At 42.4% G+C, this 24,858-nt stretch carries 22 protein-coding genes and 1 pseudogene; 5 read left to right on the forward strand and 18 right to left on the reverse strand.

All coding sequences use genetic code 11. The features are described from left to right. Nucleotides 1–2 precede the first annotated feature (2 nt). From HWQ36_RS05660 to HWQ36_RS05675, 4 genes and pseudogenes are all read right to left on the reverse strand, one after another. Nucleotides 3–679 (reverse strand): annotated as a pseudogene (locus HWQ36_RS05660) (Uma2 family endonuclease). 88 nt (nucleotides 680–767) lie between these two features. After that, complete coding sequence (gene glmS, locus HWQ36_RS05665) at nucleotides 768–2,648, reverse strand: glutamine--fructose-6-phosphate transaminase (isomerizing) (protein WP_292698966.1); 1,881 nt, start codon at nucleotides 2,646–2,648, stop codon at nucleotides 768–770. A gap of 393 nt (nucleotides 2,649–3,041) precedes the next feature. After that, on the reverse strand, nucleotides 3,042–3,287 hold the full coding sequence (gene psaC / locus HWQ36_RS05670) for a photosystem I iron-sulfur center protein PsaC (protein WP_015175986.1): 246 nt from the start codon (nucleotides 3,285–3,287) through the stop codon (nucleotides 3,042–3,044). 595 nt (nucleotides 3,288–3,882) lie between these two features. Beyond that, nucleotides 3,883–4,506 (reverse strand): hypothetical protein, encoded by a 624-nt coding sequence (locus HWQ36_RS05675; RefSeq protein WP_292698985.1) that lies wholly within the window; start codon nucleotides 4,504–4,506, stop codon nucleotides 3,883–3,885. A gap of 541 nt (nucleotides 4,507–5,047) precedes the next feature. On the opposite strand from HWQ36_RS05675, the gene HWQ36_RS05680 reads away from it, so the two are divergent. Continuing rightward, entirely contained in the window at nucleotides 5,048–5,380 is a 333-nt protein-coding gene (locus HWQ36_RS05680) for a DUF565 domain-containing protein (RefSeq protein ID WP_292698987.1), read from the forward strand. Nucleotides 5,381–5,395: 15 nt separating this feature from the next. Next, nucleotides 5,396–6,448, forward strand: a complete 1,053-nt coding sequence (locus HWQ36_RS05685; RefSeq protein WP_292698989.1) for a glycerate kinase — start codon at nucleotides 5,396–5,398, stop codon at nucleotides 6,446–6,448. 162 nt (nucleotides 6,449–6,610) lie between these two features. On the opposite strand, the gene HWQ36_RS05690 is transcribed toward HWQ36_RS05685, so the two are convergent. The 4 genes from HWQ36_RS05690 to HWQ36_RS05705 all read right to left on the reverse strand — a co-directional run bounded on the left by HWQ36_RS05690 (nucleotide 6,611) and on the right by HWQ36_RS05705 (nucleotide 10,694). After that, on the reverse strand, nucleotides 6,611–6,838 hold the full coding sequence (locus HWQ36_RS05690; protein ID WP_292698991.1) for a DUF2839 domain-containing protein: 228 nt from the start codon (nucleotides 6,836–6,838) through the stop codon (nucleotides 6,611–6,613). A gap of 53 nt (nucleotides 6,839–6,891) precedes the next feature. Further along, nucleotides 6,892–8,466 (reverse strand): reverse transcriptase domain-containing protein, encoded by a 1,575-nt coding sequence (locus HWQ36_RS05695; protein WP_292698993.1) that lies wholly within the window; start codon nucleotides 8,464–8,466, stop codon nucleotides 6,892–6,894. A gap of 123 nt (nucleotides 8,467–8,589) precedes the next feature. Next, nucleotides 8,590–8,772 (reverse strand): hypothetical protein, encoded by a 183-nt coding sequence (locus HWQ36_RS05700; RefSeq protein ID WP_292698995.1) that lies wholly within the window; start codon nucleotides 8,770–8,772, stop codon nucleotides 8,590–8,592. A 362-nt stretch (nucleotides 8,773–9,134) separates the two neighbouring features. Continuing rightward, nucleotides 9,135–10,694: an ATP-dependent DNA helicase gene (locus HWQ36_RS05705; protein ID WP_292698997.1), complete on the reverse strand. Its 1,560-nt coding sequence runs from the start codon at nucleotides 10,692–10,694 to the stop codon at nucleotides 9,135–9,137. A 133-nt stretch (nucleotides 10,695–10,827) separates the two neighbouring features. Between HWQ36_RS05705 and HWQ36_RS05710 the strand changes: the two genes are divergently transcribed. Further along, nucleotides 10,828–11,790, forward strand: a complete 963-nt coding sequence (locus HWQ36_RS05710; RefSeq protein WP_292698999.1) for a M48 family metallopeptidase — start codon at nucleotides 10,828–10,830, stop codon at nucleotides 11,788–11,790. 232 nt (nucleotides 11,791–12,022) lie between these two features. Here HWQ36_RS05710 and HWQ36_RS05715 read toward each other — a convergent pair whose 3' ends face one another. Further along, nucleotides 12,023–13,807 (reverse strand): diguanylate cyclase, encoded by a 1,785-nt coding sequence (locus HWQ36_RS05715; protein WP_292699001.1) that lies wholly within the window; start codon nucleotides 13,805–13,807, stop codon nucleotides 12,023–12,025. A 9-nt stretch (nucleotides 13,808–13,816) separates the two neighbouring features. After that, nucleotides 13,817–14,797 (reverse strand): ABC transporter substrate-binding protein, encoded by a 981-nt coding sequence (locus tag HWQ36_RS05720; protein ID WP_292699003.1) that lies wholly within the window; start codon nucleotides 14,795–14,797, stop codon nucleotides 13,817–13,819. A 205-nt stretch (nucleotides 14,798–15,002) separates the two neighbouring features. On the opposite strand from HWQ36_RS05720, the gene HWQ36_RS05725 reads away from it, so the two are divergent. Continuing rightward, entirely contained in the window at nucleotides 15,003–15,398 is a 396-nt protein-coding gene (locus HWQ36_RS05725; protein WP_366828460.1) for a hypothetical protein, read from the forward strand. Nucleotides 15,399–16,096: 698 nt separating this feature from the next. On the opposite strand, the gene HWQ36_RS05730 is transcribed toward HWQ36_RS05725, so the two are convergent. Beyond that, entirely contained in the window at nucleotides 16,097–17,749 is a 1,653-nt protein-coding gene (locus HWQ36_RS05730; RefSeq protein ID WP_292699007.1) for an adenylate/guanylate cyclase domain-containing protein, read from the reverse strand. A 989-nt stretch (nucleotides 17,750–18,738) separates the two neighbouring features. Between HWQ36_RS05730 and HWQ36_RS05735 the strand changes: the two genes are divergently transcribed. After that, the gene (locus tag HWQ36_RS05735) at nucleotides 18,739–19,107 is read left to right on the forward strand and encodes a hypothetical protein (RefSeq protein WP_292699009.1); all 369 of its coding nucleotides are present in this window, start codon (nucleotides 18,739–18,741) and stop codon (nucleotides 19,105–19,107) included. 95 nt (nucleotides 19,108–19,202) lie between these two features. On the opposite strand, the gene HWQ36_RS05740 is transcribed toward HWQ36_RS05735, so the two are convergent. The 7 genes from HWQ36_RS05740 to HWQ36_RS05770 all read right to left on the reverse strand — a co-directional run bounded on the left by HWQ36_RS05740 (nucleotide 19,203) and on the right by HWQ36_RS05770 (nucleotide 24,496). Beyond that, on the reverse strand, nucleotides 19,203–19,661 hold the full coding sequence (locus tag HWQ36_RS05740; protein WP_292699011.1) for a hypothetical protein: 459 nt from the start codon (nucleotides 19,659–19,661) through the stop codon (nucleotides 19,203–19,205). A gap of 54 nt (nucleotides 19,662–19,715) precedes the next feature. Then, nucleotides 19,716–20,201 carry a hypothetical protein gene (locus HWQ36_RS05745; protein ID WP_292699012.1) on the reverse strand — a complete coding sequence of 162 codons (486 nt, stop codon included), beginning with the start codon at nucleotides 20,199–20,201 and terminating at the stop codon, nucleotides 19,716–19,718. A gap of 7 nt (nucleotides 20,202–20,208) precedes the next feature. Further along, entirely contained in the window at nucleotides 20,209–20,460 is a 252-nt protein-coding gene (locus HWQ36_RS05750) for a hypothetical protein (protein WP_292699014.1), read from the reverse strand. A 3-nt stretch (nucleotides 20,461–20,463) separates the two neighbouring features. Further along, nucleotides 20,464–21,162: a hypothetical protein gene (locus HWQ36_RS05755; RefSeq protein ID WP_292699016.1), complete on the reverse strand. Its 699-nt coding sequence runs from the start codon at nucleotides 21,160–21,162 to the stop codon at nucleotides 20,464–20,466. A gap of 202 nt (nucleotides 21,163–21,364) precedes the next feature. Then, the gene (locus tag HWQ36_RS05760; RefSeq protein ID WP_292699017.1) at nucleotides 21,365–23,671 is read right to left on the reverse strand and encodes a hypothetical protein; all 2,307 of its coding nucleotides are present in this window, start codon (nucleotides 23,669–23,671) and stop codon (nucleotides 21,365–21,367) included. Further along, on the reverse strand, nucleotides 23,672–24,172 hold the full coding sequence (locus HWQ36_RS05765) for a hypothetical protein (RefSeq protein WP_292699019.1): 501 nt from the start codon (nucleotides 24,170–24,172) through the stop codon (nucleotides 23,672–23,674). It abuts the gene before it with no gap. 6 nt (nucleotides 24,173–24,178) lie between these two features. Next, entirely contained in the window at nucleotides 24,179–24,496 is a 318-nt protein-coding gene (locus HWQ36_RS05770) for a hypothetical protein (RefSeq protein WP_292699021.1), read from the reverse strand. Nucleotides 24,497–24,858: the final 362 nt, after the last annotated feature.

Raw genomic sequence — 24,858 nt, forward strand, 5'->3', positions numbered from 1 at the left:
TTTTAACCAACATTACCCGCAGCTAATACTTGTTCAACTGTAAGCACAATTTCCGGAAAAGTTGCAGACACAATTTGCTGAGTGCTGCTAAACTCTTTTTCCTCGTATAATCCTTCTAACAATAATAAAATCGTAATTTTTGACTCTATTGGGTCTACAATCCAATATTCAGGAATCTCTAACGCTGCATATTCAGAACGTTTATATCGATAATCGCGTTTTACTGAATCAGGACTAACAACTTCCACTACTAACATCGGCGCAGACTGACAAACAGCAGACTCATCAAGGAATTCCATCACCTGTTCAGCCATGACAACATAAACATCAGGCAATCTTGACTTTCGCCACCCCGTTCTCACCCCCGCCTCTCTAAAGCATAACCAAGGTAAACTCAAGCGATTAATTTCTACCTTACAGCGCTTCCGGCTATTATGCAATACAGTTTTTTTCCTTGCCCTCTCCTATCAAAGCTTTCAGATTTGGGAATGTACCTCATAGCTGCCGTAAGTGCTGTAAAGTTATCCTGAATAAAGTCAGAAATCAGTAAATGTCTAAAAGTTGGTGGATTCATGCGTTCTAATTTCCCATCCACCAGTTCATAACGGCTATCAGTACCATCGTCGTAAGTAACATATTCTTCAAAAGAGTATAGACGTTCTGTAGTTGTTTGTGTCATCGCGCTACTTTTAAATAAAGGGTTTTTTTGAGGACTACCTCAAAAAATCATGTAGTAGCGCTTAAACGCTACTACCTCTATAAATAGACTATTCTACCGTTACAGACTTGGCCAAATTTCTTGGCTGATCGACATCCAAACCGCGACGAGCAGCAATATGATAAGCCAATAATTGCAAAGGAACTACTGTCAGAATCGGAGAAAGTAATTCGTCTACATGAGAGACGGGGAGAAGCTCGTTAAAGATTTCCGCAGCTTCGCCATCGTTGACGGGTGTCACACCAATTAACCGCGAATCTCTGGCTTTGGCTTCTTGGGCATTTGAAAGAACTTTTTCGTAAACACTACCAGGAATTGCGATCGCAACTACTGGTACTTTCGCATCTAAAAGTGCGATCGGGCCATGTTTCATCTCTCCAGCCGGATACCCTTCGGCGTGAATATAGCTGATTTCTTTTAGTTTCAACGCCCCTTCTAAAGCAATGGGGAAGTTAATTCCTCTTCCTATAAAAATGAAATCTTGGGTTTCGGCGAATTCGTGGGCTAGCTGTTCTGTTAAACGTTCCTGACTTTCTAAAGTTGCCTCAATTTCTTTAGGAATCTGCCGCAACCCATTAATAATTTTATCTAATGTGTCTTTTGAAACAGTCTGACGACGAGCGGCTAAATCCAATGCCAAAGCATAAAACGCCATCAATTGGGCGGTAAAAGTTTTTGTCGCCGCTACCCCAATTTCAATTCCCGCTAGGGTACTGATGACATGCGGCACTAGATGACCGAGGCTGCTTTCAGGTTGATTAGTAATACCCAGTAGTCGCGCTTGATATTTAGATTCTTTCCCTTGGCGACGTTCTTTTTCCATTGTCAAAGCTGCTAAGGTATCGGCAGTTTCGCCTGATTGGGTAACACCGATAATCAAGGTGTTAGCCGTCACGGGTGATGGTGCATAGCGATACTCAGAAGCGTAATGGACTTGAGTGGAAATTCCTGCTAGTTGTTCAAGTAAATATTTGCCGATTAATGCTGCGTGCCAACTGGTACCACAGGCGAGGATCTGAATTTGTTCTAAATCAGTGTATAAATCCGCAGGTAAGCCAAGATTGATTGGCGATTCGGTAGATTCGGCTGGATTAAAGTAAGCGTCTAAACTCGCTCTGACTACTCCTGGTTGCTCATGGATTTCTTTGAGCATGAAGTGTTTGAATCCCTGCTTTTCTACCATTGCCGGATTGAAGTTGAGTAGCCGGGGTTGTTTTTTCAACCTGTCGCCAGCAAAATTGTAAATCTCAACGCCCAAAGGTGTAAGGCGGGCAATTTCGCCATTTTCTAAAGGTAGCACCGCACGGGTGTAGGCAACGATCGCAGGCGTATCAGATGCACAAAAGAACTCCCCTTGCCCAAAACCAATTACCAAAGGCGCTTGTTGGCGGACAACAATCAATTCATCGGGGTAGTCAGCAGAAATAACTGCGATCGCAAATGCCCCTTGTAAGTGGTTAACGGCTTGGCGAATTGCTTCTAAGAAGGGGGATGAGGGGGATGAGGGGGAAAGATTCTTTAAAAATTCAGCTATGAGATGAGGAATTACTTCAGTATCAGTTTCAGAAACAAACTGGTGTCCTTTTGCTTTGAGTTCTTCGCGTAAGTCGCGGTAATTTTCAATAATGCCATTTTGCACCACCGCCACTCGCTTTGCCGTATCCAAATGGGGATGGGCGTTGTATTCTTCTGGTTTACCATGAGTTGCCCAGCGAGTGTGACCAATACCAATCTGGGCGGGGGTTTCTATCTGTTCTAATTTAGAACGCAGGTTATGCAGTTTGCCCTTTGCCCGCACACAATTAACCTCACCTTCCCAAACAGTGGCGATTCCAGCAGAATCGTAGCCCCTGTACTCTAGTTTTTCCAGCCCAGCCAGTAAAATGTCTGTCGCCGCTTGAGTGCCTATATATCCAACGATTCCGCACATTGTTCACACCACTTTTTTTCAGGATGATTAAATCCAGTATAGTGTTTACCACAAACTCGACGTTTTGCAAAGAAAAAAGGGAGTAATATTACTCCCTCTACCACTAGGTCTTGTTATGGATTTTGGGCTTTTAAAGCAGATTCACCGTCAGCTTTTAACCTGACGGTACAAATACGGCTTCTAGGATTTAAGTACCCAGAGATTTTTATCCCCAATCTAAAATTAAAATTTCGTAAAGCAGGTAGTATCCACTCTACGATGCTAAAGGTGCTTGATATTGACACACTTCAAAGTCTTAAGTTCCGAGTTCCGAGTTCTGAGAGAAGAATCAAGAAATTAGTTTTTTTGATTTACTTCTTTTTGTCTCAGCACTCAGCACTCGGCACCAGCTTTTTAGTAAGCCAGACCCATACTGCGAGTTGTTTCAGCGCCCAGGTAGACCCGGATGCTCAAAAAGTCGGTGGGACAAGCGGTTTCGCAGCGCTTACAGCCCACGCAGTCTTCTGTACGGGGTGAAGAGGCGATTTGAGCAGCTTTACAGCCATCCCAGGGAACCATCTCCAGTACATCAGTAGGGCAAGCGCGGACGCATTGGGTGCAGCCAATGCAGGTATCGTAGATTTTAACGGAATGAGACATTGAAAAAACGGCTCCTTTCGAGTGTTCTTCTCTGCGAAAGAATCATAATCAACGCATAGTTTACCGCAGTGTTTGATAGGCTGTAATCAAAAGGCTACATAACTTCAAACAATGTAATGAGGACGCTTAATAAGTTGTTTTTCCGAGATTGCCCCTATTGCTCTATTTATTAGCAACATCAGATGAGCGTATTTACTCTAGCCCTATACCATAATGGGGTTTAATAGTAAAAATAAATGAAACAAAAGTCAATCTAGAAGACTAAATGCAGAAGTTATCTATGGTAACTATTTAGCAATCCTCATACCGATTCTATGTGAAGCTGTGCTTGATTCACATCCGGGCAATACATAAATTGCCTCTACAGCTTGTAGGTTTTCATAACTCTTAATAAGCGCATTTTCAAACAGAAAATTTAATTCTGATTGCTATAAACCTCGTCTACCTTGAGAACCGTAGTTTTGTAGGTTGGGTGCAGCGATAGCGTAACCCAACATAAAATTTGGTGATAATGTTGGGTTGCGTTTCACTCCACCCAACCTACATAAATATATCTTTTAAAAAACTCTAGGTTTCAACATAGATGAGGTTTAAATTATGGACTTAGCACTAGTTGCCATTCTCTGTTTTGGGAATTCCATTTAGGTAATTGAGTTTCACCGACAACATAGGGGCCCCAATAACTACGGGAGCCATCTTGTGCAAAGGCAACTAAAATATCTCCCTTCTCCAGCTTTAAATTATTCTGAGGTAGGGATAGAATCAGTCCTTTTTCACTACCTTCTTGAGGAGCAAAATCCCAATGTGCTGGTACATCGTAGTTAGTCTGTTTAGTACCGGAGCCTTTTGCTACCGACTGTCGCGCCAGTAGAGCCAGGCGTACAGGTTGATTTGTTTGATTGCTCATCCGCAAAGTCCCTTGATTTTTAGCAATGCTAGCTGATTTATCACGCTCTGCTAAGACAGGATAAGTATTCTCTTTACTACTATGTTCTACTTGATTGCTTGGAGTAGATAGATTAGCGGAAATACCTTTTTCTGGTGAAACAGGTTTGGAGGAAGTTGTCTCCCACTCTTGAGTTTCACTTGGCAGTTGTGAAGATGTATCTGGGTTTGTGGACTCAAAGGATACGCTCACTCCAAAGCATCCCACCATAGCAACAAGCAGTCCCAAGCAACAAGCTGTAACACCGACGTTACGATACACTAAAGATTTCATATTGATAGTTTTTAGAAATAAATATTTTGTCTAGGCTTGACCAAATAGTAGCCCATTATCACGAAAGGAAATCATAGAAAGTAGCTTAAGATATACTTTCTTAAAATTAGGCACATCAATGTATTATAAGTATCATTTTGAGTAGAAAATATTTGGAGGGAATTATTTCATTAATGTCTGAAAAACAACAGTTACAGACACTAATTGCTTTGTGTATTGACCGTAGGCTTGAATAAAAACAAGAAAATTAGATACCGAACTAGTCAATTTATTTGTATAAAAAAATAAAAATATAGTAAAGCTGCTAGCAGAGGCAACAAAGTGTCTTTTGCCAGCCCAGATAATAAATATATTTCATCTTGCGTTAGAATAAGCGCCTTGAAAGCGCCTGTACTTCCTTAAAGATGATAGAATATAAAAATTTCAATCAACGCTGGAAACCCAGCATATATCTATAATATTAACAAATAAGCTTAGGTTACAACCAATATATTTTTTAATAATATAAAGATATCTTGACTTTTTCCCAAAAGTCTATCTGATGCAAAACACTCGTCTGAATAACTTGTTGGATGCCATTGCTACACGCTTGCGGCAATGGTTTTTAAATCCTTGGCGGCGATTATCGTTGCTGATAATTAGTTTTTTGTTTGGTTTTTTTCTGGGAAACGCAGTTTCCACTACTGCTGGTCAACGGGCAGAATTAGACATTGTGGTAGCTGGTTTTTTAGTAGTTTTAACGGAAGTTACTAGTAGGATATTTTACAGTCAAAGCTTTTTTACTAAGCGATCGCTCTTGGTAGACTCACTAAATCTCCTCAAAGTTGGTTTCACCTACAGCCTGTTTCTCGAAGCCTTTAAGCTGGGATCGTAGGGAGATGAGGAATTTATGAATTTGTGGCTGGGTGAAATTTTGGCAACGGATGCGCTGGGGGAAACTTGGCAGCAGCAAGCAAGAGAAGCAGCACTAGCAGATAAGTTAAGGGCTAAAGCTTTTGGGATCGCGCCGGAAAATGTCGATGAAGCGATCGCTTTTCGATCGCATTTACTAAAATCTGTCCTCCCAGGTTTTAGCCAATTCTGCCAAACTACCCTGCAAATCGAACCCAAGGAAATGTTACAGGTATTGTGGGACTTGTGGCTGCCTTTGGGGATCAAACTAGCATCGCAGCGCCAACTGTTGGAACGCCCTCTGATTCAGGGAATATTAGGAGGACAAGGCACTGGTAAAACCACAATGTCTAAGGTTCTCAGTTTGATTCTGAATCAGTTGGGATACCGGACGCTGAGTTTATCTTTGGATGACTTATATAAAACTTACAGCGATCGCTTGGTTTTAACACAGCAAGATCCCCGCTTGATTTGGCGCGGCCCACCAGGAACCCACGATGTAGATTTAGGCTTAGATGTACTAGATCAGATCCGTCAGTCGCAAAGTTCAGTTATGGTTCCCCGCTTTGATAAATCTGCATACAGAGGCGCTGGCGATCGCACTACTTCAGAAATGGTTACAGGTATAGATATTGTACTATTTGAAGGTTGGTTTGTGGGTGTGCAACCAATTAATGCAAATATATTTGATACTGCCCCGCCGCCAATTGTCACAGATGAAAATAGAGCATTTGCCCGTGATATGAATTGTCGCCTCTACGATTATTTACCACTGTGGGAGCGATTAGACAGCTTAATTGTGCTATACCCAACCGATTATCGCTGTTCTTTGGAGTGGCGCAAACAGGCAGAACAGCAAATGATCGCTGCGGGTAAGTCGGGGATGAGCAATGCAGAGATAGAGGAATTTGTCAATTATTTTTGGCGATCGCTTCACCCGGAATTATTTATCAAGCCGTTGGTAAAAGATGCAACAGCAGTCGATCTAGTGATTGAAATTCATGCCGATCATAGCTTTGGTCAAGTGTATTGCGATCGGGCTAATTTGTAATTCGTAATTCGTAATTCGTAATTCGTAATAGAGCCTCCGGCACGCTCCGCGTTAAGCGAAGCTATGCCGCAGGCTTTACGTAATTCGTAATTCGTAATATGCGGTGGAGTTAAAATCCCCATTGCAAAACTTAATTACGAATTACGAATTACGAATTACGAATTATAAGACTACTTGCCACCAACCGAAGGCTGGTCCGATAAAACGGATAGTTGCCCATCCTACAACCATAAGACCAATGCCTATCCAGGCACCACGAGTTGTCCAACTGACAAATTGTTCAGCTTGAGTTTTTGTGATGGGAACCCAAGACAAGATCCGAGCCTCTTGACTGTATATTTCGCCTTGTGTGGTTTTGGTTGAGTCGATGGGGAGTATTATCTCCCGCACCTCTCAGTTAGATCCGTGCGTGCAACTTTCGCTGCACACGGCTCCCGATGTTCTTAGCTTGCGCTTTTGCTCATGTGCTTGTAATCGTGGCAACTCTCGTGAATTGCTTCAAGATTGTTTTTCTTCCAGTTGGCGTGATTTCCGTCGATGTGATGCAGGTGAACCCGTTCCTCATCGATGAACTTTAAGCCGCAGGATGCACATTTATGGTTTTGCTTCTTAAGAGCTTTAGAGGTTTCACCGTTGTAGAGCTTGCTATTACGTTCGCTCCAGTAGGCTGTATCACCGTCATAGGGGGATTTTGTTCCTTTGACTGAGACGTGTTTATTTTCGGAGTAGGGAACTGCTGGAAATGCCTTGTCTAGTAATTTCTTGCTAGAGTAGCGGTTTTGTTTGGTTTCCTTGTTAAATACCTTGTAAGCTCTTGTTTCGATGTGATACAGGGAATTCCTGGAGCCGTCCATCTTGCAGAACTTATGGTAATTTCTCCAACCTCTAACTACCGAGGCTAATTTATCAGCCTTTGTGGTAGCACCATAATTCGAGTTGTTGACGATGTGTTTTACTTTCTTACGGAGCGCTTTGAAGTTGTCCACTGAAGGGATACTTCTGAACTTTCCGTTTTTCTGGATTTTAAAGTGCCAGCCGAGGAAATCAAACCCATCTGTCGCGGCGGTAACTTTGGTTTTCTTTTGGCTTATATTCATTCCGCGTTTGCGGAGAAACTCGTTGATTCTTTCAAGTATCTCTGTTACATCATCTTCGGGTCGAAGTATAATAACCATGTCATCCGCGTATCGGACTGATGGCTCGGTGATATCACTGGCTGAGGTTTTACCAGTGATTCTCTGTCCTTGATTCTCATGATACCTGTGTATACTCTCAATCCCGTTGAGCGCGATGTTTGCTAATAGTGGGCTGACCACTCCCCCTTGAGGTGTTCCCTGTTCGGGAAATTCTGGGTTGACTCCTGCCTTGAGACATCGGAATATTCCGAGTTTTAAGCCTTTAGGGGCAATGAGTTCGTCCATTATTGCTGAGTGATTAATCCTATCGAAGCACTTTTCAATATCGAGTTCGATTACTCGTTTTTCTATTCCATTGGCACTGGAGCTAAGGTTTAAGAAGATGTACTTTTGTGCATCATGGGCAGAGCGCCCAGTTCTGAACCCATAACTCCTGGCGTGGAAAGTGGCTTCGTGTGCTGGTTCGAGTGCATATTTTGCGAGGCATTGCCAAGCTCTATCCGCGATGGTAGGTATCTTAAGCATTCTGGTAGTCCCGTCCTTCTTAGGGATTGGGATTTCCCGTAATCCTTGATGCTTCCAATTTCCACTATTCATTTTCAGTAGTTCTTCAAGATTGAAGCGTTCTTCAAATGAGAGGGATTTCTTCCCGTCGATACCAGCCGTCTTTTTACCAGCATTTAGCTGAGATACAAGTCTAATTGCAAGAAATCGAGCCGAGGTTGATTTAAGAATAAGCTTTTGGAGTGACCGAGCTTTCCGCTTGTCTCCAACTTGAACCGCTTTGTACACGCGCTTTTGAAGGCGGAAAAGATTTCGGCGGAATTTCTTCCACGGTAAAGCTCTCCAAGATTCACTAGTTTTGTAACTGTGTCTAATCATTTTCTCTTCTCTAGTTAGTGTATTCTGAACACCTCAGACCAATTACGGTCTGTCCTACCCTAACTGTGGGGATTCCTCCGCTCGTCTGGTCTACCTGAGATTCGACTGTCTCAAGACCCACAGTTAGTTTTTATTCGTTCCCTCGGAGAGATTGATTGTTCCGTTAGATGTAGCCAATCCAACTACTGGATTCCCTAGACTCTTGCCGATACTCGCCGTGTTTCGGCGGGAATGAACTCCAGTGAGGTCAGGGGTTTGCGTTGCGCCCTGCCTGCCAATAAGTCGTTTTTTTAGGCTCTGTTTCATCGTAGGAACTCCCTGTTAGCGCCAGTGTCAACCCGCAACGGTAGTCTGATTGCGCCCTGTTCCCAGCTTCACTCTACAAGAACCGAGCTTGTTCGGTGTGGGCAGATAAGGAGTCAATTCTGAGTCTGAATGGCAAGTCTTGCACTTGCATCTGACCGAGAGTTCAGCCCTTAATGACAGTAATCTGCTGTCGGACTGGTTTAGTTATGTACGGACTGTTTACCGTGATTCCCTAAACAACGAATCGCACACGACGCTTTGCTTCACCCATAATTAGTAAACCAAATCTACTTAGGTTTTAACTTTATCTTGCCAGGAATTGTGCCTATAGACAATTAAGGAATGGGGAATGGGAAATGACTTTAAGCGGAATTTTCCTCATCGGTATTAGAAAACAAACTTGGGTCAAGATAGTTAATGCGTGCCAGAGGACTTAAGGCAGCAAGAATTTGAGCGCCGTAGCTACGATTAACTACACGACTATCAAGTAAAGCAACGATGCCTTGACTTTCTCGGACTGGCGCGATCGCTCTTTGTAATTCATTCAAGGCTGCTGGCAATAAATATAAACGAAACCAATCTTGATGCGATCGCTTATAAAGAGCTACCCTACCAGCTACCAGGGGATTTTCTAAAGATGGTAAAGGTAAAGTAGCAATAATTAACAGATGGGGTGCTGGCAAGACTCGTTGATGTTCTCGCCAAAATTCCCAACCGCTAATCAAAATACCATTTTCATCTAAACAAGTTTTTTCTACCTGCACCCGTGAACCAAACTCTGATGCCAAAATTGTTGCCACTTGAGCCTTGAGTGGGACATCCCCCACCAAGACAACCGTTAATCCTGGTGCTGTAGCACTTAGACAAACCAGTGTGCGGACTTTATGAATAAATGCCGCTTGAAATTCTGGCGTGTTAGGTAAAGGCAATTTATAGGGTACATACAGTTGAATTGCTTCCGCTTGACTCTCCGAAGAGAACTTCAGACAAGTTAAATCTTCCAAACCAAGGCGCTGTCGGAAAAGAGGAGCCTCTGTTTCCGGTTCTATGGCGCTGCCAATTAAAACTACTGGTTGTCGCTGCCACAAGGGTAAGAGGATTTCTCTTAATTCCATTGGGGCATAGTGCAAAGAAAATAAACCTTGTCTATGGGCTATAGTCGCCCAAAAGAGGGGAGGGGAGGCAGGGGGGGAAAGATTTTCATTTAGGGTTTGAAATTGTTGCCAGAATTGTTTCCAAGGTTCTGGTAGTGATTGTACTGACTCTAAAGCAGAATAGAGACGGCTTAAAATTTCTATTTCTGGCTGGGAAATTAGATAGCACTGATATGGATTAACAGGATGCTGAAAAAGTTCGTGTGTCAGTTGTATCCGTGCTTCGCTAATTGCCTCAGCTTGATTTGGACAAGCCAACATGAGTTCGTCCCAATGATGGGGTTGAATATCTTGGGTAAGTTGCTGACGTACCCAATCTTCGAGATCGTCTACCCCATCAATAATTGTAGGGATGCCTTGGGGAAAGCGATCGCCCCCAGCAAATTGTCCTCTTAACCAAGCTTCTGGGGAGGTTAACAGTAGCCCTTGGAACTCAGCATCAGGCCAAGCGTCACCTGTTCTAATCGATTTATTGGCTGGTAGCCACTGCTGTAGACGAGGAATTTCTATCCGCAGCAGAAGTTGCTGCACTGGTTCTTGAGCAACAATAATTACAGGGCCATGCCACATTAGGGCTGATGCTACAAAACTGGTGCGATACCGTCCTTGATAGCCACAAACCGCTCCTACTTGAATTAGGGCACTACGTCCCAGGCGCAAGGCGCGTGCTACCAACCGTGCCATCGTCAAATGATGGGGCCAGGAAGGGAACCCCGCTTGCGATCGCAAAAAGTTATGTAGTGACAAATGAACTTCTGCCTCAATCACACGCTTTTAATTCCATACAAAGTGATTTTTACTTCCAATTGCCCCATTTCTATTATCTTGTCATTTGTCATTCGTCCAAAGTCCAATTGCTAATGACCAATGACCAATGACTAATCACCCAATACCCTAAATTATGCCAACTTACACAGGAATTTCCAGCGAAGCCTTCAGGCATCCACTAGATCGCCAAGCCGAGCAAGCTTTACGAAATTTACCGGGATTTGATTTAATCGCTCGTAAATTTGTGGAATTTATCTACGAACGCCCTCAATTAGTCTATCTAATGGGTAACACCATCCAAGTCGGGCCGCGTCAGTATTCCACTATTTACCAGATGTTTCGGGAATGCGTCCGAGATTTGGACATTTACCCAGAACCCGCGCTGTTTGTCTCGCAAGATGCCCAAGCAAATAGCTATGCACTGGGGCAAGAGAATCCTTACATAGTAATAAATACAGGGATACTAGACTTACTAGACGAAGCTGAGATTCGGGCAGTGTTAGCCCATGAACTGGGGCATATTAAATGTGGTCATACTATTTTAATTCAAATGGCGATGTGGGCGATGAGTGCTGCTTCTGCCTTGGGAGAATTGACCTTCGGCCTCGGTAATCTTGTAACACAAGGCTTGATTTATGCCTTTTTTGAGTGGCGACGGAAAGCCGAGTTATCGTCAGATCGTGCGGCACTACTGGTGATGGATGACTTGAATCCCGTGATGTCAACCATGATGAAACTCTCTGGCGGTAGTCACAAATATGCCAATGAATGTAGTTTACAAGAGTTTATCAAGCAGTCAGAAAATTATCAGGCACTAGATGAAGATGGACTGAATCAGATATATAAATTCTTGATTTACAATGGCGCTCAGGGTACGATGTTGAGCCATCCTTTCCCAGTGGAACGCCTGCATTACTTACGGACGTGGGCAGTATCCGAAGAATACCAGCAAATTCGCCGAGGGAATTATCAGCGATCGCCTGCTTCCGGCTCAGTAAATGTTGCAGCAGAATCTTCCGCAAATGAAACAGATAATTTGCGCCGTCAAATTGAAGAATTACAACGGGAAATCGACAGAATTAAAAGGTCTGAGTAATTTTGAGTGCTGAGTAAAATTATCAACGGAGGCAGGAGTTAGGAGGCAGGAGGGAAACTGACCCCTAACTCAGTAGTGTGACCAGAGGGAACAGGGGTTTAAGACCCCACTGAACTCTTTTCAGTGGCTCCAAATCATCCGGGGTTGGAATCCGCTTCTGATTTGTCCTCCAGCAAGAACTGCCTTCTGCCTCCTGCCTTCTTCAATTGCACTACGTCGCATACGGCGATATCTAATAAGTACAATAGCGATCGCGCCCATTTTGTTTGGCATTGTACATTGCTTTATCGGCTGAAGCAATGAGTGTATCTGGCTTGATGTCGCAAGTGGGTATGACACAAGAAATACCCAAACTAACTGTGACGATATCCTTAATATCAGACTGTGCATGGGGAATAGCGCGATCGTGAATTGCTTGTTTAATTATTTGTGCTACTTTGATCGCTCCTAATAAGTCAGTATTGGGGAGGAGTACCGAAAATTCTTCCCCTCCGTAACGCGCTACTAGATCGGCAGGACGACGAACAATCTGTTGCACTATTTGCGCTATTTTGATTAGACAATCATCGCCTCCAAGATGACCATAATAGTCGTTGTAAAGTTTGAATTTATCAACATCGAATAAAATTAGTGACAAGGGTTGTTGTTCTCGTGCGAGGCGTTTCCATTCTGCTTGCAGTCGTCCATCGAAGCAGCGACGGTTAGCCACCTGAGTCAAACCATCTAAATTTACCAATTTTTCTAGTTTCTGATTTGCATCTTCTGCTTTTTCTTTGGCAATTATTAACTCTGCTGTTCTCTCTTGCACCCGTTGTTCCAAACTTTCCAAAGATATTTGTAATTGAAGTGCCATATTGTTAAACGATTTTGCCAGTTGACCTATTTCGTCTTTTGAGTTAATTTTGACGCGGATATCTAAGTTACCTGCGGTAAACTGTAAAACTATATTAGTAAGGTAAATCATTCGCTTTGTTAACAGTTGCCCAATAGCAAAAGCGATGATTGCCACTACTGAAGCGATCAAGGCAAATAGAAACATTGCGTCACTAATTTGCTTTTCCACAGGTGCTAGAGCGACAGCAAGGGGCTGTGCAAACAACACAGACCAAGCTTTATATTTTAAATGAGCGATCGCAATTAAATTAACCTGATTTCCAGTTCCTGACAAATATGCAATTAAATACGACTGTTTATTCTCCAATGCTTGCTTAATTTTTTGCTCATTAGTTGCCAATTCTTTGACAGGATAATTAGACAAACGTCTTTCCTGTTGTAGTTGATTTACAACATCATCAGACAGAGACATAATTGATTTAAAAAGCAGTTCTGATGCCGTACTATGTGCCAGATAAATATTATTTTCATCTAACACAATAGCAAAGGATTTTGCCCCAGCGCGTTCAGTTTGTCGAGTTACTAACTGCTGAACAACAGTAGCATTGTATGAAACACGCAATACACCCAATATATCTCCCTTAGCATTGCGAACCGGACTGCTAAAAAAGAGGGTAACAAGGTCAGGAATTGTTGGTGACTGCTTTATGCTAGAAACAAAGGATAACCCAGTTTGGAGCGGTTTTTTAAAATAGTTTTGAACTGATTCATCTTTGCCAATGTTCGGTGTATATGTATCCAATACATTTTTCCCGTTTAGGTCGAGCAAAGAGTATGAGAGAACATTGATCATATCTTTGCGACTGAGACGGATTAATGTTTCTGTCGCCAATTGCATTTCGGGGCTGTCATCTCGCTGTTTTGGAGTTAGGCTGAGGTAGCGTGCCAAACCTGGTAAAATCGCCTCCACGCGCACGGCATTGAGATTTCCATCAATAAAGGCATCTATTTTATTAGCGGTTTCGTTAGCCGCCGCAGATAGGGCTTGTTTAGCATTTTCCGTTAGTGCTTTTTCAGTTGTCTGTTTGTTGATAAATGCCAATAACAGCAACGGAATCAAAGCAACAATGAGAAACGAAGCAATCAACTTTGTACGGATGCTGCCCAAAACAGAATACTGCATGGCTTTAAACTAGGAGGGAGGCTTCAAAAAGGAAGAATTGAACAAACTTTTTAGCTCAGGAATGCGCGTCATGTTTCCAGAGCGAATAAAAAAGTCTGCATATATCTTGGCAGTTTTGTAGATGGAGTTAGGGTTGCTAGATTGAAAGAATTTTTGATTTTCACCTAAATCAGTTAGGTTTACTCCCTCCAGAGAGATTGTATTGCGAGGAATTTTTAACGCTTTGCTGATGATAGCGTTTCCTTCCTGAACATTTGCTTTCCAGTAAGTCGCGGCTTGCAGCCATCCTCGTACAAATGCACGAATGTCTTCGGGGCGATCGCGGATTGTCTCACCGCGAAAGACTATCAGGTCTAAAATCAAGCCAGGGGTTTGTTTGCTGGTAAATAGGATATGTCCCCCTAATTTAATAGCTTCAGAAAGATGGGGTTCCCAAGTGTGTCCGGCTTGAATAGCATTATTTTTCAGCTGTTGAACAATTTCTGAAGCCTCTACTTTAACCAAATTCACATCATCGCTGGTTAAGTTCGCTGTTTTCAACATTTCAGTCACGAAAACTTCGCTAAAACCGCCTAGATTTGCACCCAGCTTTTTCCCTTTCAAGTCAGCGACGGTTTTAATTTGTGATTGAGCAACTACTACATCTGCTCCTGTTGATTCATCTATAACCACCACGCCTTGTATATCTGGATTTGTGGCACTCAAGATTATCAAACTTCCCAAGGTCAATACCATACCATCATACTTACCCGCACTGAAATTTGCTTGTTCCAATTGGATGTATCGTTTATAAATTAGTTCCACATCTACCCCTTGAGCTTTGAAGAATCCTTTTTCTTGAGCAATGATCCCTGAATGCTCCCCAACAAAAGATGTAAATTCTACTTTCAAGGGAGGGCGTTTGAATTCGGTCGGTGCCCAAGCATGACAAGCAAATAGCAAACAGGCGATAATGAGAAAAACGCTAACGGATCTGAGGAGTTTAAACATAAAATATTTTCTCCTATTTTGCCACTCTAGTTTTTTGATTCCCTGAAAGCGGATAATATTTTCTAGCCGAACTACCATCCTTTTGGAGGTAGGATAAATTCAATATTCAAAATTAAAGACTTGAAAATTGCTTCACTATATCTCAGCATTAAATTAGATGTCGGCATTTCTCAATATGGCAATTCACTTGACAAAAAGGCTTTTTGTGTTCGCTGCTATTCTAGCTCTTGTTTTTTCCATGCCGGGAATTACCTTAGCTGCACCGGTTCAACTGCATACTACTTCTGGTGTCATTTTTGCCCAAATTATCAAAACTATAAGTTACTCCACCTTGTCGGAGATTAACCTGACTCCCTTACAAAGCCAGCAACTCCAGGCTGTGCGTCAAAGAAGAAATAGGGAAATTGAGGCAGTTTTAAACACATCACAACGCACCCAACTTACTCGCAATCTTCGGGCTGGTAATAATATGAATCAAGCCCTATTAAAGCTGAATTTGCAACCAGAACAGCAAGATTTAGTAAAGGCGATCGTCCAATTTACTAACTTGAAAATGAAGGCTATTTTCTCTAGACATTCGCTAAAAATTGTACAGAAATAAAGGTTTTATTTTGAGAGTAAAATTTTTAGCCTCCTAACTAAGGCGACTTCTGCTAGCGATCGCTTCAGATAGTCAGATGCACACAGCGTTGTCGCTGCATGGGGGGAATTTTTGGCACTCATGGGGATAAGCCCATCAATCACTTATACCCGTTCATCCTCTGTAATAATACCCGTTTCCAACATCCGGTGATATTCGTTTACAGTCCACAGGCGGACTCTAGTACAGTACGGCGGAAATAAACAGACCATTTGAAATGTCTAAAACCCTTACGCAACGGGAATTACGAATTACGAATTACGAATTACGAATTACGCGAAGCGGTACTAGTGGTCTGTCCCATAAGTTTTGCAAGGTTTGTAGTGAGCGGTTTATCGCTCAATTTTAAGCACTGAAGTGCTTACTACAAACTTTTATAACCCTTCAGAATTAATGGGACATCATACATTTTCATGAACTCGTTGCCCTTCGGGAATGACGCACGCGATATCTGTGCCGTTTGCTCTGGTATCTGCCAATGGTTTTTTGGATGCAGTGTCATATCAACAAGTAAGAAAATACAACTTTTTGAGTATTTTCTTACTCTTTATTCTCCTCTGTTATCGGCGGTCTAACCCATACTAGGTTAGACCCCTAATTCGCCAGCAGTATCCTTCAAGAAGTCGGCGATCTAAATCCAGCGATTTAACGCCCAATCCCTAAAGATTAATGATTGGAGCAATAATAGTTGGCATTGGCTGCAATTGTGTCTGATAAATCTTCACTAATCGCTCAATACCTTTGAAACGATAATCTCCCATTTCCTGGAAGTCTTCAGGCAGTGAAAGCATTTTATGAGTGGCTTGACTAATCACACATTCACTAGGGGGACAAACTCCTTCCATCCGAGCGGCAAGATTAATTGTCGCGCCCAATGCCGTATAGTCTACTCTTTGAGAACTACCGACATCTCCCACAACAGCTTTACCACTGTTAATTGCAATCCGTAATTGTAGAGGTTCGTGCCAAAAACCGTTGGCATTAAGATGTTCGAGACGAGTGAGCATTCCTTTGGCAGCAGCAACGGCGCGATCGGCGTGATCTGTTTGCGGTTCTGGAGCGCCAAAAAATGCCATAATACAATCGCCAATGTATTTATCTAAAGTGCCACCGCAACCAAACACTTCTTTTAGCATTTCTTCAAATAAATTATTTAACAGTTGAGCGATCGCAGTTGGTGTTAACTGTTCAGAAATTGCCGTAAAGCCCACCAAATCTGCAAACAAAATACTGATTTCGCTCTCTGCTGGCGCTAAACGGCCACCCGGTAATCCACCTACAGAAATCAACTGCTGTACAACTGCTGGAGAATGATAGCGTTCTAATCGGTGACGAATCATCTCTTCAGTTTTGAGTTTCTCTACCAATAGCCAACGCTGCACACTCGAAGCTACAAGGTTTGCTAAAGCCGAAAAAAAGCTCAATTCTTCCTCGCCTTCATTTGCCCAATGGTAAGAAGAAAGATTGGCATCGGCATAGAGTACGCCTACAACTTTATTTTCATCCCATAAAGGCACTGCCATCGCGCTGCGAATGCCTTTAACCAAAATACTCTGTTCACTAGCAAACCGTTCATCTTGATGGGTATCGGCGGTTTGAATGACAACTTTTTCGTCAAATACTTTTTGACAGATACTCCGACTAATCCAACTGCCATCTGAGGGGAGATGTTTTTGTTGGGAAATATTTCTAGTAGCAGCATTGACTAATTCTAATTGACCGCAACCATTAACATCGATTAATAATGCCAAGCGCTCGATACTATCAAGGTAACGAAAAACCACTTGCTGTACTTGAGAAAAAATCTCTTCTATAGATGCCGCCGCACAGAGATTTTTAGCTATATCCACCAAGTCTTTGAGACGAGCAATGGTTTTGTCTTTATTGCTGATGTTGTCATCTTTGCTATCAGCTGCGATCCATTGCTGTTGTAATTGTTCGACATTGTGCAGAATTGTTCTCTGCTCATTATTTTCCGAACTTGCGCCATACTCAGGTGTCGGTTGGTAAACAGGGCTTGTGAGCATTACTACCAGGCTCACATTGCCCAACCAAACGATATCACCATGATGTAACTCTTGGGGACAGTTAATAAGATATTTATTGACTTGCGTCCCGTTTTTGCTGCCTAGATCCTCAATAGTCCACACATCGTCTGCCGTTTTCATCAGGCGAGCATGGTTGCGGGATACTCCAGCAAAAGGTAAGTACAAGTTACATTCCGGCAAACGACCAATTGTAAATATATCTTGATCGACTGCGATCGTTGTTTCCGTATCTCCCTCTTGTAGGCGCAGCGTGAGTTCAGTCATGAGTGTGATCCATCAAAGCTAGAGGTGCAAGCAACTCTCAGATTAAGTTCTACCTACAGGTTAACCTTCACCTTTTCTTTATGACACTGTTAACTGCATTCCGACAACTGTATGTGACAGATATTACATTGAATCAGGCTATTTTGCTGGAGGTTTGTAGGCAAGTGGCTGAGGGTTAGGTCTGTATTCCATACAATTGAGACCGCTATAAAGAGACTTTGAATTTCCCCCTTCCCGCGTCGGGAAGGGGGTTAGGGGGTTAGGTTTTTGGTGGACTTTTCCACATAACCTGAATTGTCAGGTCTAAATCCCCGTTACAAAACTGTACTTCCTCTCTTCTCTACGAGACGCTCCGCGAACGTAGCGGGGCGTAGCACATTCCGACTTTCGATTTCCGACTTCTTTAAATGCTACTCAGAATAGGCTGAAAATCCTTGTAATCTAGTTGGGTGGTAATTCTAAACTAGTGTCCATCCTTCTAATCTACACAAGGCTTTTCCATCTGTATTACGACTTTACTACTCATTTGCTACTCAATTGAGTATTTTTTATCCCGATTTTTAGTGATCGCCAACTGCGATCGCGCTACTCAAATGCTACTCATTCAGAGCAATGGACTCTTAATCTATTGGTTCTGAGTTCGAATCTCAGGTCACCCATTGTTTCTAGCCGCTTCAGAATTTATCCTTGCCTAAATCTTGCCTAAATTGAGCAAATGCCATCGTCTGAAAGCCTCTATTTTCGGGGATAAACGGCGATAAAGTTATGACTAAATCAACTAAAAACCCTCTTGCTTTTTAGCAGTCCAGTGGAAACGCTCACTGTGTCCACTGGACGCTTAGAATCTAAGTTGACCGCAAGATAATTGACTGCCCTCTAACCTGAATTATTAGAGTGAATCCCCAGTAAGAATCAAAAGCGCAAGTTATGTATAACTAAATACCACGTAATGGGCAATATAAGCTTGGCATTTATTTGGTTATACTAAAATGAAAAAAATAGCAACACTAGCAATTGCAAGTGCAGTATTGACGGCATGTACTCCCTCAATCAACTCAAATTCTTTCAGTGGCTCAGATAATTATGAGGTTGAATGGACTGGGGCTAATGGAAGCAAGTTATTTGGAAGCTATGTTATGGGTTCTAAGAATCTCAGTACACCTTCAAAAGTAGAAAAGGTCACAGCAACACTTCCTTATAAAGTCAGCTTTTCTGCTCCAAAAAATACCCTAATTTCTGCGGCAGGAGCAACAGTTCATCAGGGTACAGTAGAAATCAAAATTTTTAAGAATGGCTCAGAGTGCGGAAAAGCAGCATTTGTTGGAACTGGAGCTATGGCTAATAAAGTTTGCCAATAGAATCAAGTCCAGTAATTAAAGCAATGTACTAGTTATATCCCCTGCAAGCCAAGTTTGTAGGGGATTTGTAATTGAAAAGTGAATCCCCCAGTGAGTTATTCCCGGATTCTAAAATTCTCCTGCTTCTGGAGGAACTGTTGGAGGTCTTTAATATCGGTCTTGTGTTCTATGAAGACTTTCTCCGTTTTATTCCATGTATGATTGATCTTCTCGTTTAAATTATTATTTTGTAGAAGATTAGCGTCTTTGTAATTAGTATAATCTTGCAAATGAACGTCAAACCTTTTGTCGAAAGCTATTACATCTTTTTGTAATAGCTCAACTTCTTTTAGTAACTTCTCATGTCCCTCAGAATTTGCATGGGTATTCAAGTCTTCCCTTAAATCCCTAATCTCGTTGGTGATTGTATTAAATTTAGAAACTACCTTTACCCCGATACCTATCAGTGCAAAAGTTGATAGCAAAATACCAAGAAAAAGACTAGTGCCTTCTAAGGTGACAACAAACCCTGCTTGAGGCACAGTAACACCTATTACCGACTTTATGGTAGTCATTTAAAGAGCATCACTTTTACTGTTGTTAGTAAGTATTCTGCATTGCTTGTCCTACTAATGCAAAGCATCAATCTTGCTTTCAATTCGAGGTAAGTCTACATTTTTGATTTGGTTGATCAAATCCTCTGTAGAATCGCTTTCAATTCCCGTATACTCAAATAAGCTAAAAGTTACATTTTGGAACCACTTAGGAACATCAATACTTACAGCATAAGTAGGGACTAACCTTGGAAAAACAATCAACGTCAGCCGATTAAGGTAGAGTCTACGTTTTTGTACCGCGTCTGAATCTGGAAGTCCACCAACAGTCAATCCTAAATTAATACGCTGATTTATAAAACCACCAAAATACCATGTCGGTTTACTATTAGAGCAACTAACAGACGTTGCAATAATATGACTCTCCAAAAGAGTAGGAACAGTAATAGTAGGTATTGGAGTATAAGATTCTCCATTACTACTAATTACTGCCTCAACAGTGGTGCTATAGAATAAATCCCAGTTAGCGGAATTGCCCAACTGCAAAACTGGATTACCCATATCAACCCTAAGCTAGATAAATTTCTATCAAGTTTTCTTCAACTTCTTGGATGTAATCGTCCATATTTTCAATAACAGGCTCAACCATCTCTAACAATTCTTCAGGGGAAATCTCACCCGAAAGCATCTGTTTTACAGCTGACTCAACTAGCATTGAATTGCTGATTGCTTCTTGCATCTCTAGGAAAGGATCGTTGGGGATAAACAGATGAAAACATTCCCCAACTGATCGCTGAAATTGTACAATTTCTTGTAGCATTTACTAATTTGTTGGTATATCTGTCGGAACGCCTGTCCCTGTTGGTTTAGCAACACCAAAGAAACCTGCTTCTGGGTGCAATTCCGGCGTAAAGCTGACCCCAATGCACTTAAAAGAATTTGCGGTTATGCCTTTGAGGGCAATCATAATATAAGCTCGTGAGTCTTCTTCAGTTTCCTTCGCTATATCCGTAATTGCAGCTCCACTAGGGTCTTTCACTGTGGTTGTAGTCCGACCATAGGGGACACCACCTGTACGCGTAGGATAGGCTTTATAAGCTCGTTTTGTGATACCAGAAGTTTTAGCAGCTTTCTCAGTCGTACTCGATGGGATAACTGCAATGTGAGCCAACGCAGGATAAAAACCTGGTACTTCTTTGGTTTTGGTTAAGTCTCTTTCAATTCCGAACAAAGCATCTGTTGCTGTTGCTGAAAATTTTGTGAAAATGTTATTTGCAACAACTGTCATAGTTCCTTGATAAGCATTAATAGCACCACTAGTACTACTTGGCTCAATATCAAAGGGAATAACACCAACGTTAAATCTAACGAGGTATTTAGAATCAAGCTTACGGGCAACGACTAATTTATTTTCCCCTTTCAGATACTTGAGATACTCCCCAGCCGCGCCGCTAGTCGCTGAAAAATTCGTATCTTTGAGGGTTTTGTGTAGTGCCCCAAAGCGTCTATGCTTTTTAGCCATAAAGCAATAATTTTGGTTTAAAAGATATTGCTAATCTAATCCAACTTTCACCTGAAAAACGTTGATACATAAGCTTTCAAGAGCTTACTTAATTTATGCTACTCTATGCGACCCCTTAAGTCTCGCCAGAGTCTACAAAGCTCTATACCGCTTTGAAAAAATCCGTGTAAATCAATCTTAAGTCCTCACCTAACTAGTAAAACTACTTAAAACTATCCGTCCAATCCGGTTTAGTTTTTTTCAGTCCTGTAGAGAAATACTCTACACGTTTAGGGTGTACTGTAATAGTTAGAAGTTCTACACCTCTTCTCTGTGCAATCTTTTGTATTGCTCCTTCCAAGAATTCAGGGATTATTATTTCTTTAATGGCAGTCAGCACTCTTTCTGCTTCCTCCGTAGAGATAGCATTAATTATGATTTTGGAATTATCTTTGAGAATTACAATACCTTCATACTGTCCTTTCTGATATGAAGGTAAAGGGGAAGTTTCGTAATGTTTTGCAATAGGATGAGGCACTGTTATTGGATATTTAGCCGAATCAAAATTCCCTTCGCCTAAATCTTCCGCAAACATAAATATCATTTGTGGTCTATTGCTTTCTATGCGAACTTGCCACCATTCGGGAACTGCTGCGTAACATTCAACTTTAGAGCTATTTTGTTGTTTAACTTGACATTCTAAGCTTTCAATCTGGCTCAGATGCGTAAATTTTAATAACTCTTGGGCTTCAGTCCCTTTAATCACTGATATATTTAGCCCACTAAAAATAGCCGAATTAGTAACTGGATCACATCCTGCAAAAACTGGAACTGTAATAGTAGAAAATTCCATAATTTCACTTTCTCCTTTTTCTCCCGGTTCGCCTTGAGGTCCTGGTTGTCCAGGTATGCCGGGTTCGCCCTGTGGTCCTGGTTGTCCAGGTGTGCCCGGTTCGCCTTGAGGTCCTGGTTGTCCTGGAAGTCCTTGTAATGGCGGTAAAGGTATTCCGGGTTGGCCTTGAGGTCCTGGTTGTCCAGGTGTGCCGGGTTCGCCTTGAGGTCCTGGTTGTCCAGGTGTGCCGGGTTCGCCTTGAGGTCCTGGTTGTCCAGGTGTGCCGGGTTGGCCTTGAGGTCCTGGTTGTCCAGGTGTGCCGGGTTCGCCTTGAGGTCCTGGCAAGGGAACACCAGGAAGACCAGGTTCACCTTGAGGACCTGGTTCTCCTGGAAGTCCTTGTAGTGGAGGTAAAGGTATTCCTGGTTCTCCCTGTGGTCCTGGTTCTCCCTGTGGTCCTGGTTCTCCCTGTGGTCCTGGAATAATTGGTTTAAGTAATGATGCCTCTGCTGTAGCTAGTGCAACCTCGGCAGTTGCAAGAGCCACGGCGGCTTCTCCTTGTGCTACCGTTCCAAGTTGCAATGCTGAGGCTGCTGTCCCTTCTGCCAGTTCCGCAGTTGCAAGAGCCGCGGCGGCTTCTCCTTCCGCTACAGTCCCCAAACTGATAGCTACTTTTACTTGTGGTTCGAGAAATGCAAGTTCTGCTTGTTGAAACTGAACTTGCGCTGCGATTGGTTGCAATTCTGCGATCGCTGTTTCAGCCGTAAACAAAGCTGTTGTCGCAGTAGCACCTGCTGTAATAGCTGTTTCTTCAGCGGTGCCTGCTAAAATTTCCGCAATTTGAGCAATCGATAGCGCTGATCCAGCTGTCCCTTCGGCGGTGCCTGCCAATGTTAAAGCAGACCCGGCTGTTGCTTGTGCGGCTAGGGCTTCTCCCTCCGCCACAGTTCCTAGCTGCAATGCTGAAGTTGCTGTTGCTAACGCAGTTCCAGCTGTCCCTTCGGCGGTGCCTGCCAATGTTAAAGCAGACCCGGCTGTTGCTTGTGCGGCTAGGGCTTCTCCCTCCGCCACAGTTCCTAGCTGCAATGCTGAAGTTGCTGTTGCTAACGCAGTTCCAGCTGTCCCTTCGGCGGTTCCTGCTAACGCTAGCGCTGACCCGGCTGTTCCTTCGGCGGTTCCTGCTAACGCTAGCGCTGACCCGGCTGTTCCTTCGGCGGTTCCTGCTAACGCTAGCGCTGACCCGGCTGTTGTTTCGACAGATACAATCACAGCTTCTAGAGACGTAGCAAAGCCCAAGGCTTCTGCCGCTGTTGCTGCTGCTGCCGCGATCGCTGCAAATACACCCTCAAGTGCTGCTGCAATTAGGGGGGCTGCTACTATTGCTACTAATGCAGCAATCCCAGCCGCAAAAGCAATCAATTTTGCTTCTAAATCATGCAATTCACTTTCTATTTGTCCGATATGAATTTCATCTTGAGCAAGTTGACGATACACATCTGCTAGCTGAGATCGCAAAGCTGCTATTTCTGCCTCTAATCTTTGATAATCGTTAGAATTGTCAGGTCTTTTTAAAGCTGCAATTTCATTGGCTAGCTGATTTATCTGACTCTGTAATTGTTGACAACAATCACATTGATGTCCAGCACAATTACTAATATTTGACAAAGACGAAATAAGGGATTGACCAGCACCTGACATCTAACAAACCTCACTACCAATTTTAGAAATCAATGCTTCAATTGAGGCAAATTCCCCTTGATCAATGCATACCTTCCCATCTGGACAGAATGTTGTTGGATCTACGCATTGCTTACCCGATCCACAAGCGCCGCCATTAGCACAAACAGCTTGACAATCAGCAAGAGAGTTGTAAATTCCTGGGGTGTTATATGTATTTTTTAGGATGCATTGACCATTGATACAATCGTATCTAGGAGCGGTAGGAGGCTTACCAGTATCATTGTCAATAATTTCTAAATGAACATTTTTTGCTGGACTGGTTGAAGTATAAATAACCGCCCCAGAATTATTATCAGTGACGTTAAAACTGTAGCCACCACAAGCAAGCCCGGTTCCTGTGACATTTAATGAAAAATTGGGATGAGATTTATTTCCTAAGTCTGCATAAATATCATCCTCTGGGTAAGCATAGCAGCCGCCTCCATAACTCGATCCAACTACTTTTAAGTGGTAAGTCATTTATTATCAAACAACATTCGGGTCAAAAGTTGGTGCAGTATAAGTACCGTAGAATCTTGATGAATACTGGAATTGAGTTTTAGTGGTAGCGTTCCGAGTTATTGGAGAAGAGATAGTCAAATCAGAACTTGCCATTACAGAAGCGTCTGTATTGGCATTTATCCAAGTATGGGCGTAAGAAATAATTGCTGCATACAGTTCTAGTGCAGTTGGGTTACTACCTGTCAAAGCAGGTAAAGAGCTAAGAGGAATTTGCAGTATTTTTGGTGAACCGGAAAAAGTGGAGTTTGCGCCAAATAAATCAGTAATTGTAGGCTGACTCATAAATTGAATTAATGAAGAGTAATAAATTAGTTTTATGAGCAACTGTTTAACTTGTAAATGTTCTACTTTTATGTAAAAGAGGAAGTAGTTTCACTATCCGTATGTATTGCTGCGATTAAGTTACAGAGATATTGAATATTAGTCAGATAAAAAGTATACCTATTTAGCCCTCATAGCAGGTAAAACAGGAACTCACAAGAAATTTGATGCAGATGTGTTAAGTATCTGTACTGAATTTAATAACAAAAGAATTTATACAATCTTTAAGAACGATCGCACTTGCCTTACCCCTCTAGGGCGAATACCCTGAAGGTGAAATATTCAAAGCTATTGGCGCGATCGCACTTCTACCTTGAGTGCGA

Origin of the sequence: Nostoc sp. NMS2, from assembly GCF_017115105.1 — a bacterium.
Classification (GTDB): Bacteria; Cyanobacteriota; Cyanobacteriia; order Cyanobacteriales; family Nostocaceae; genus Nostoc.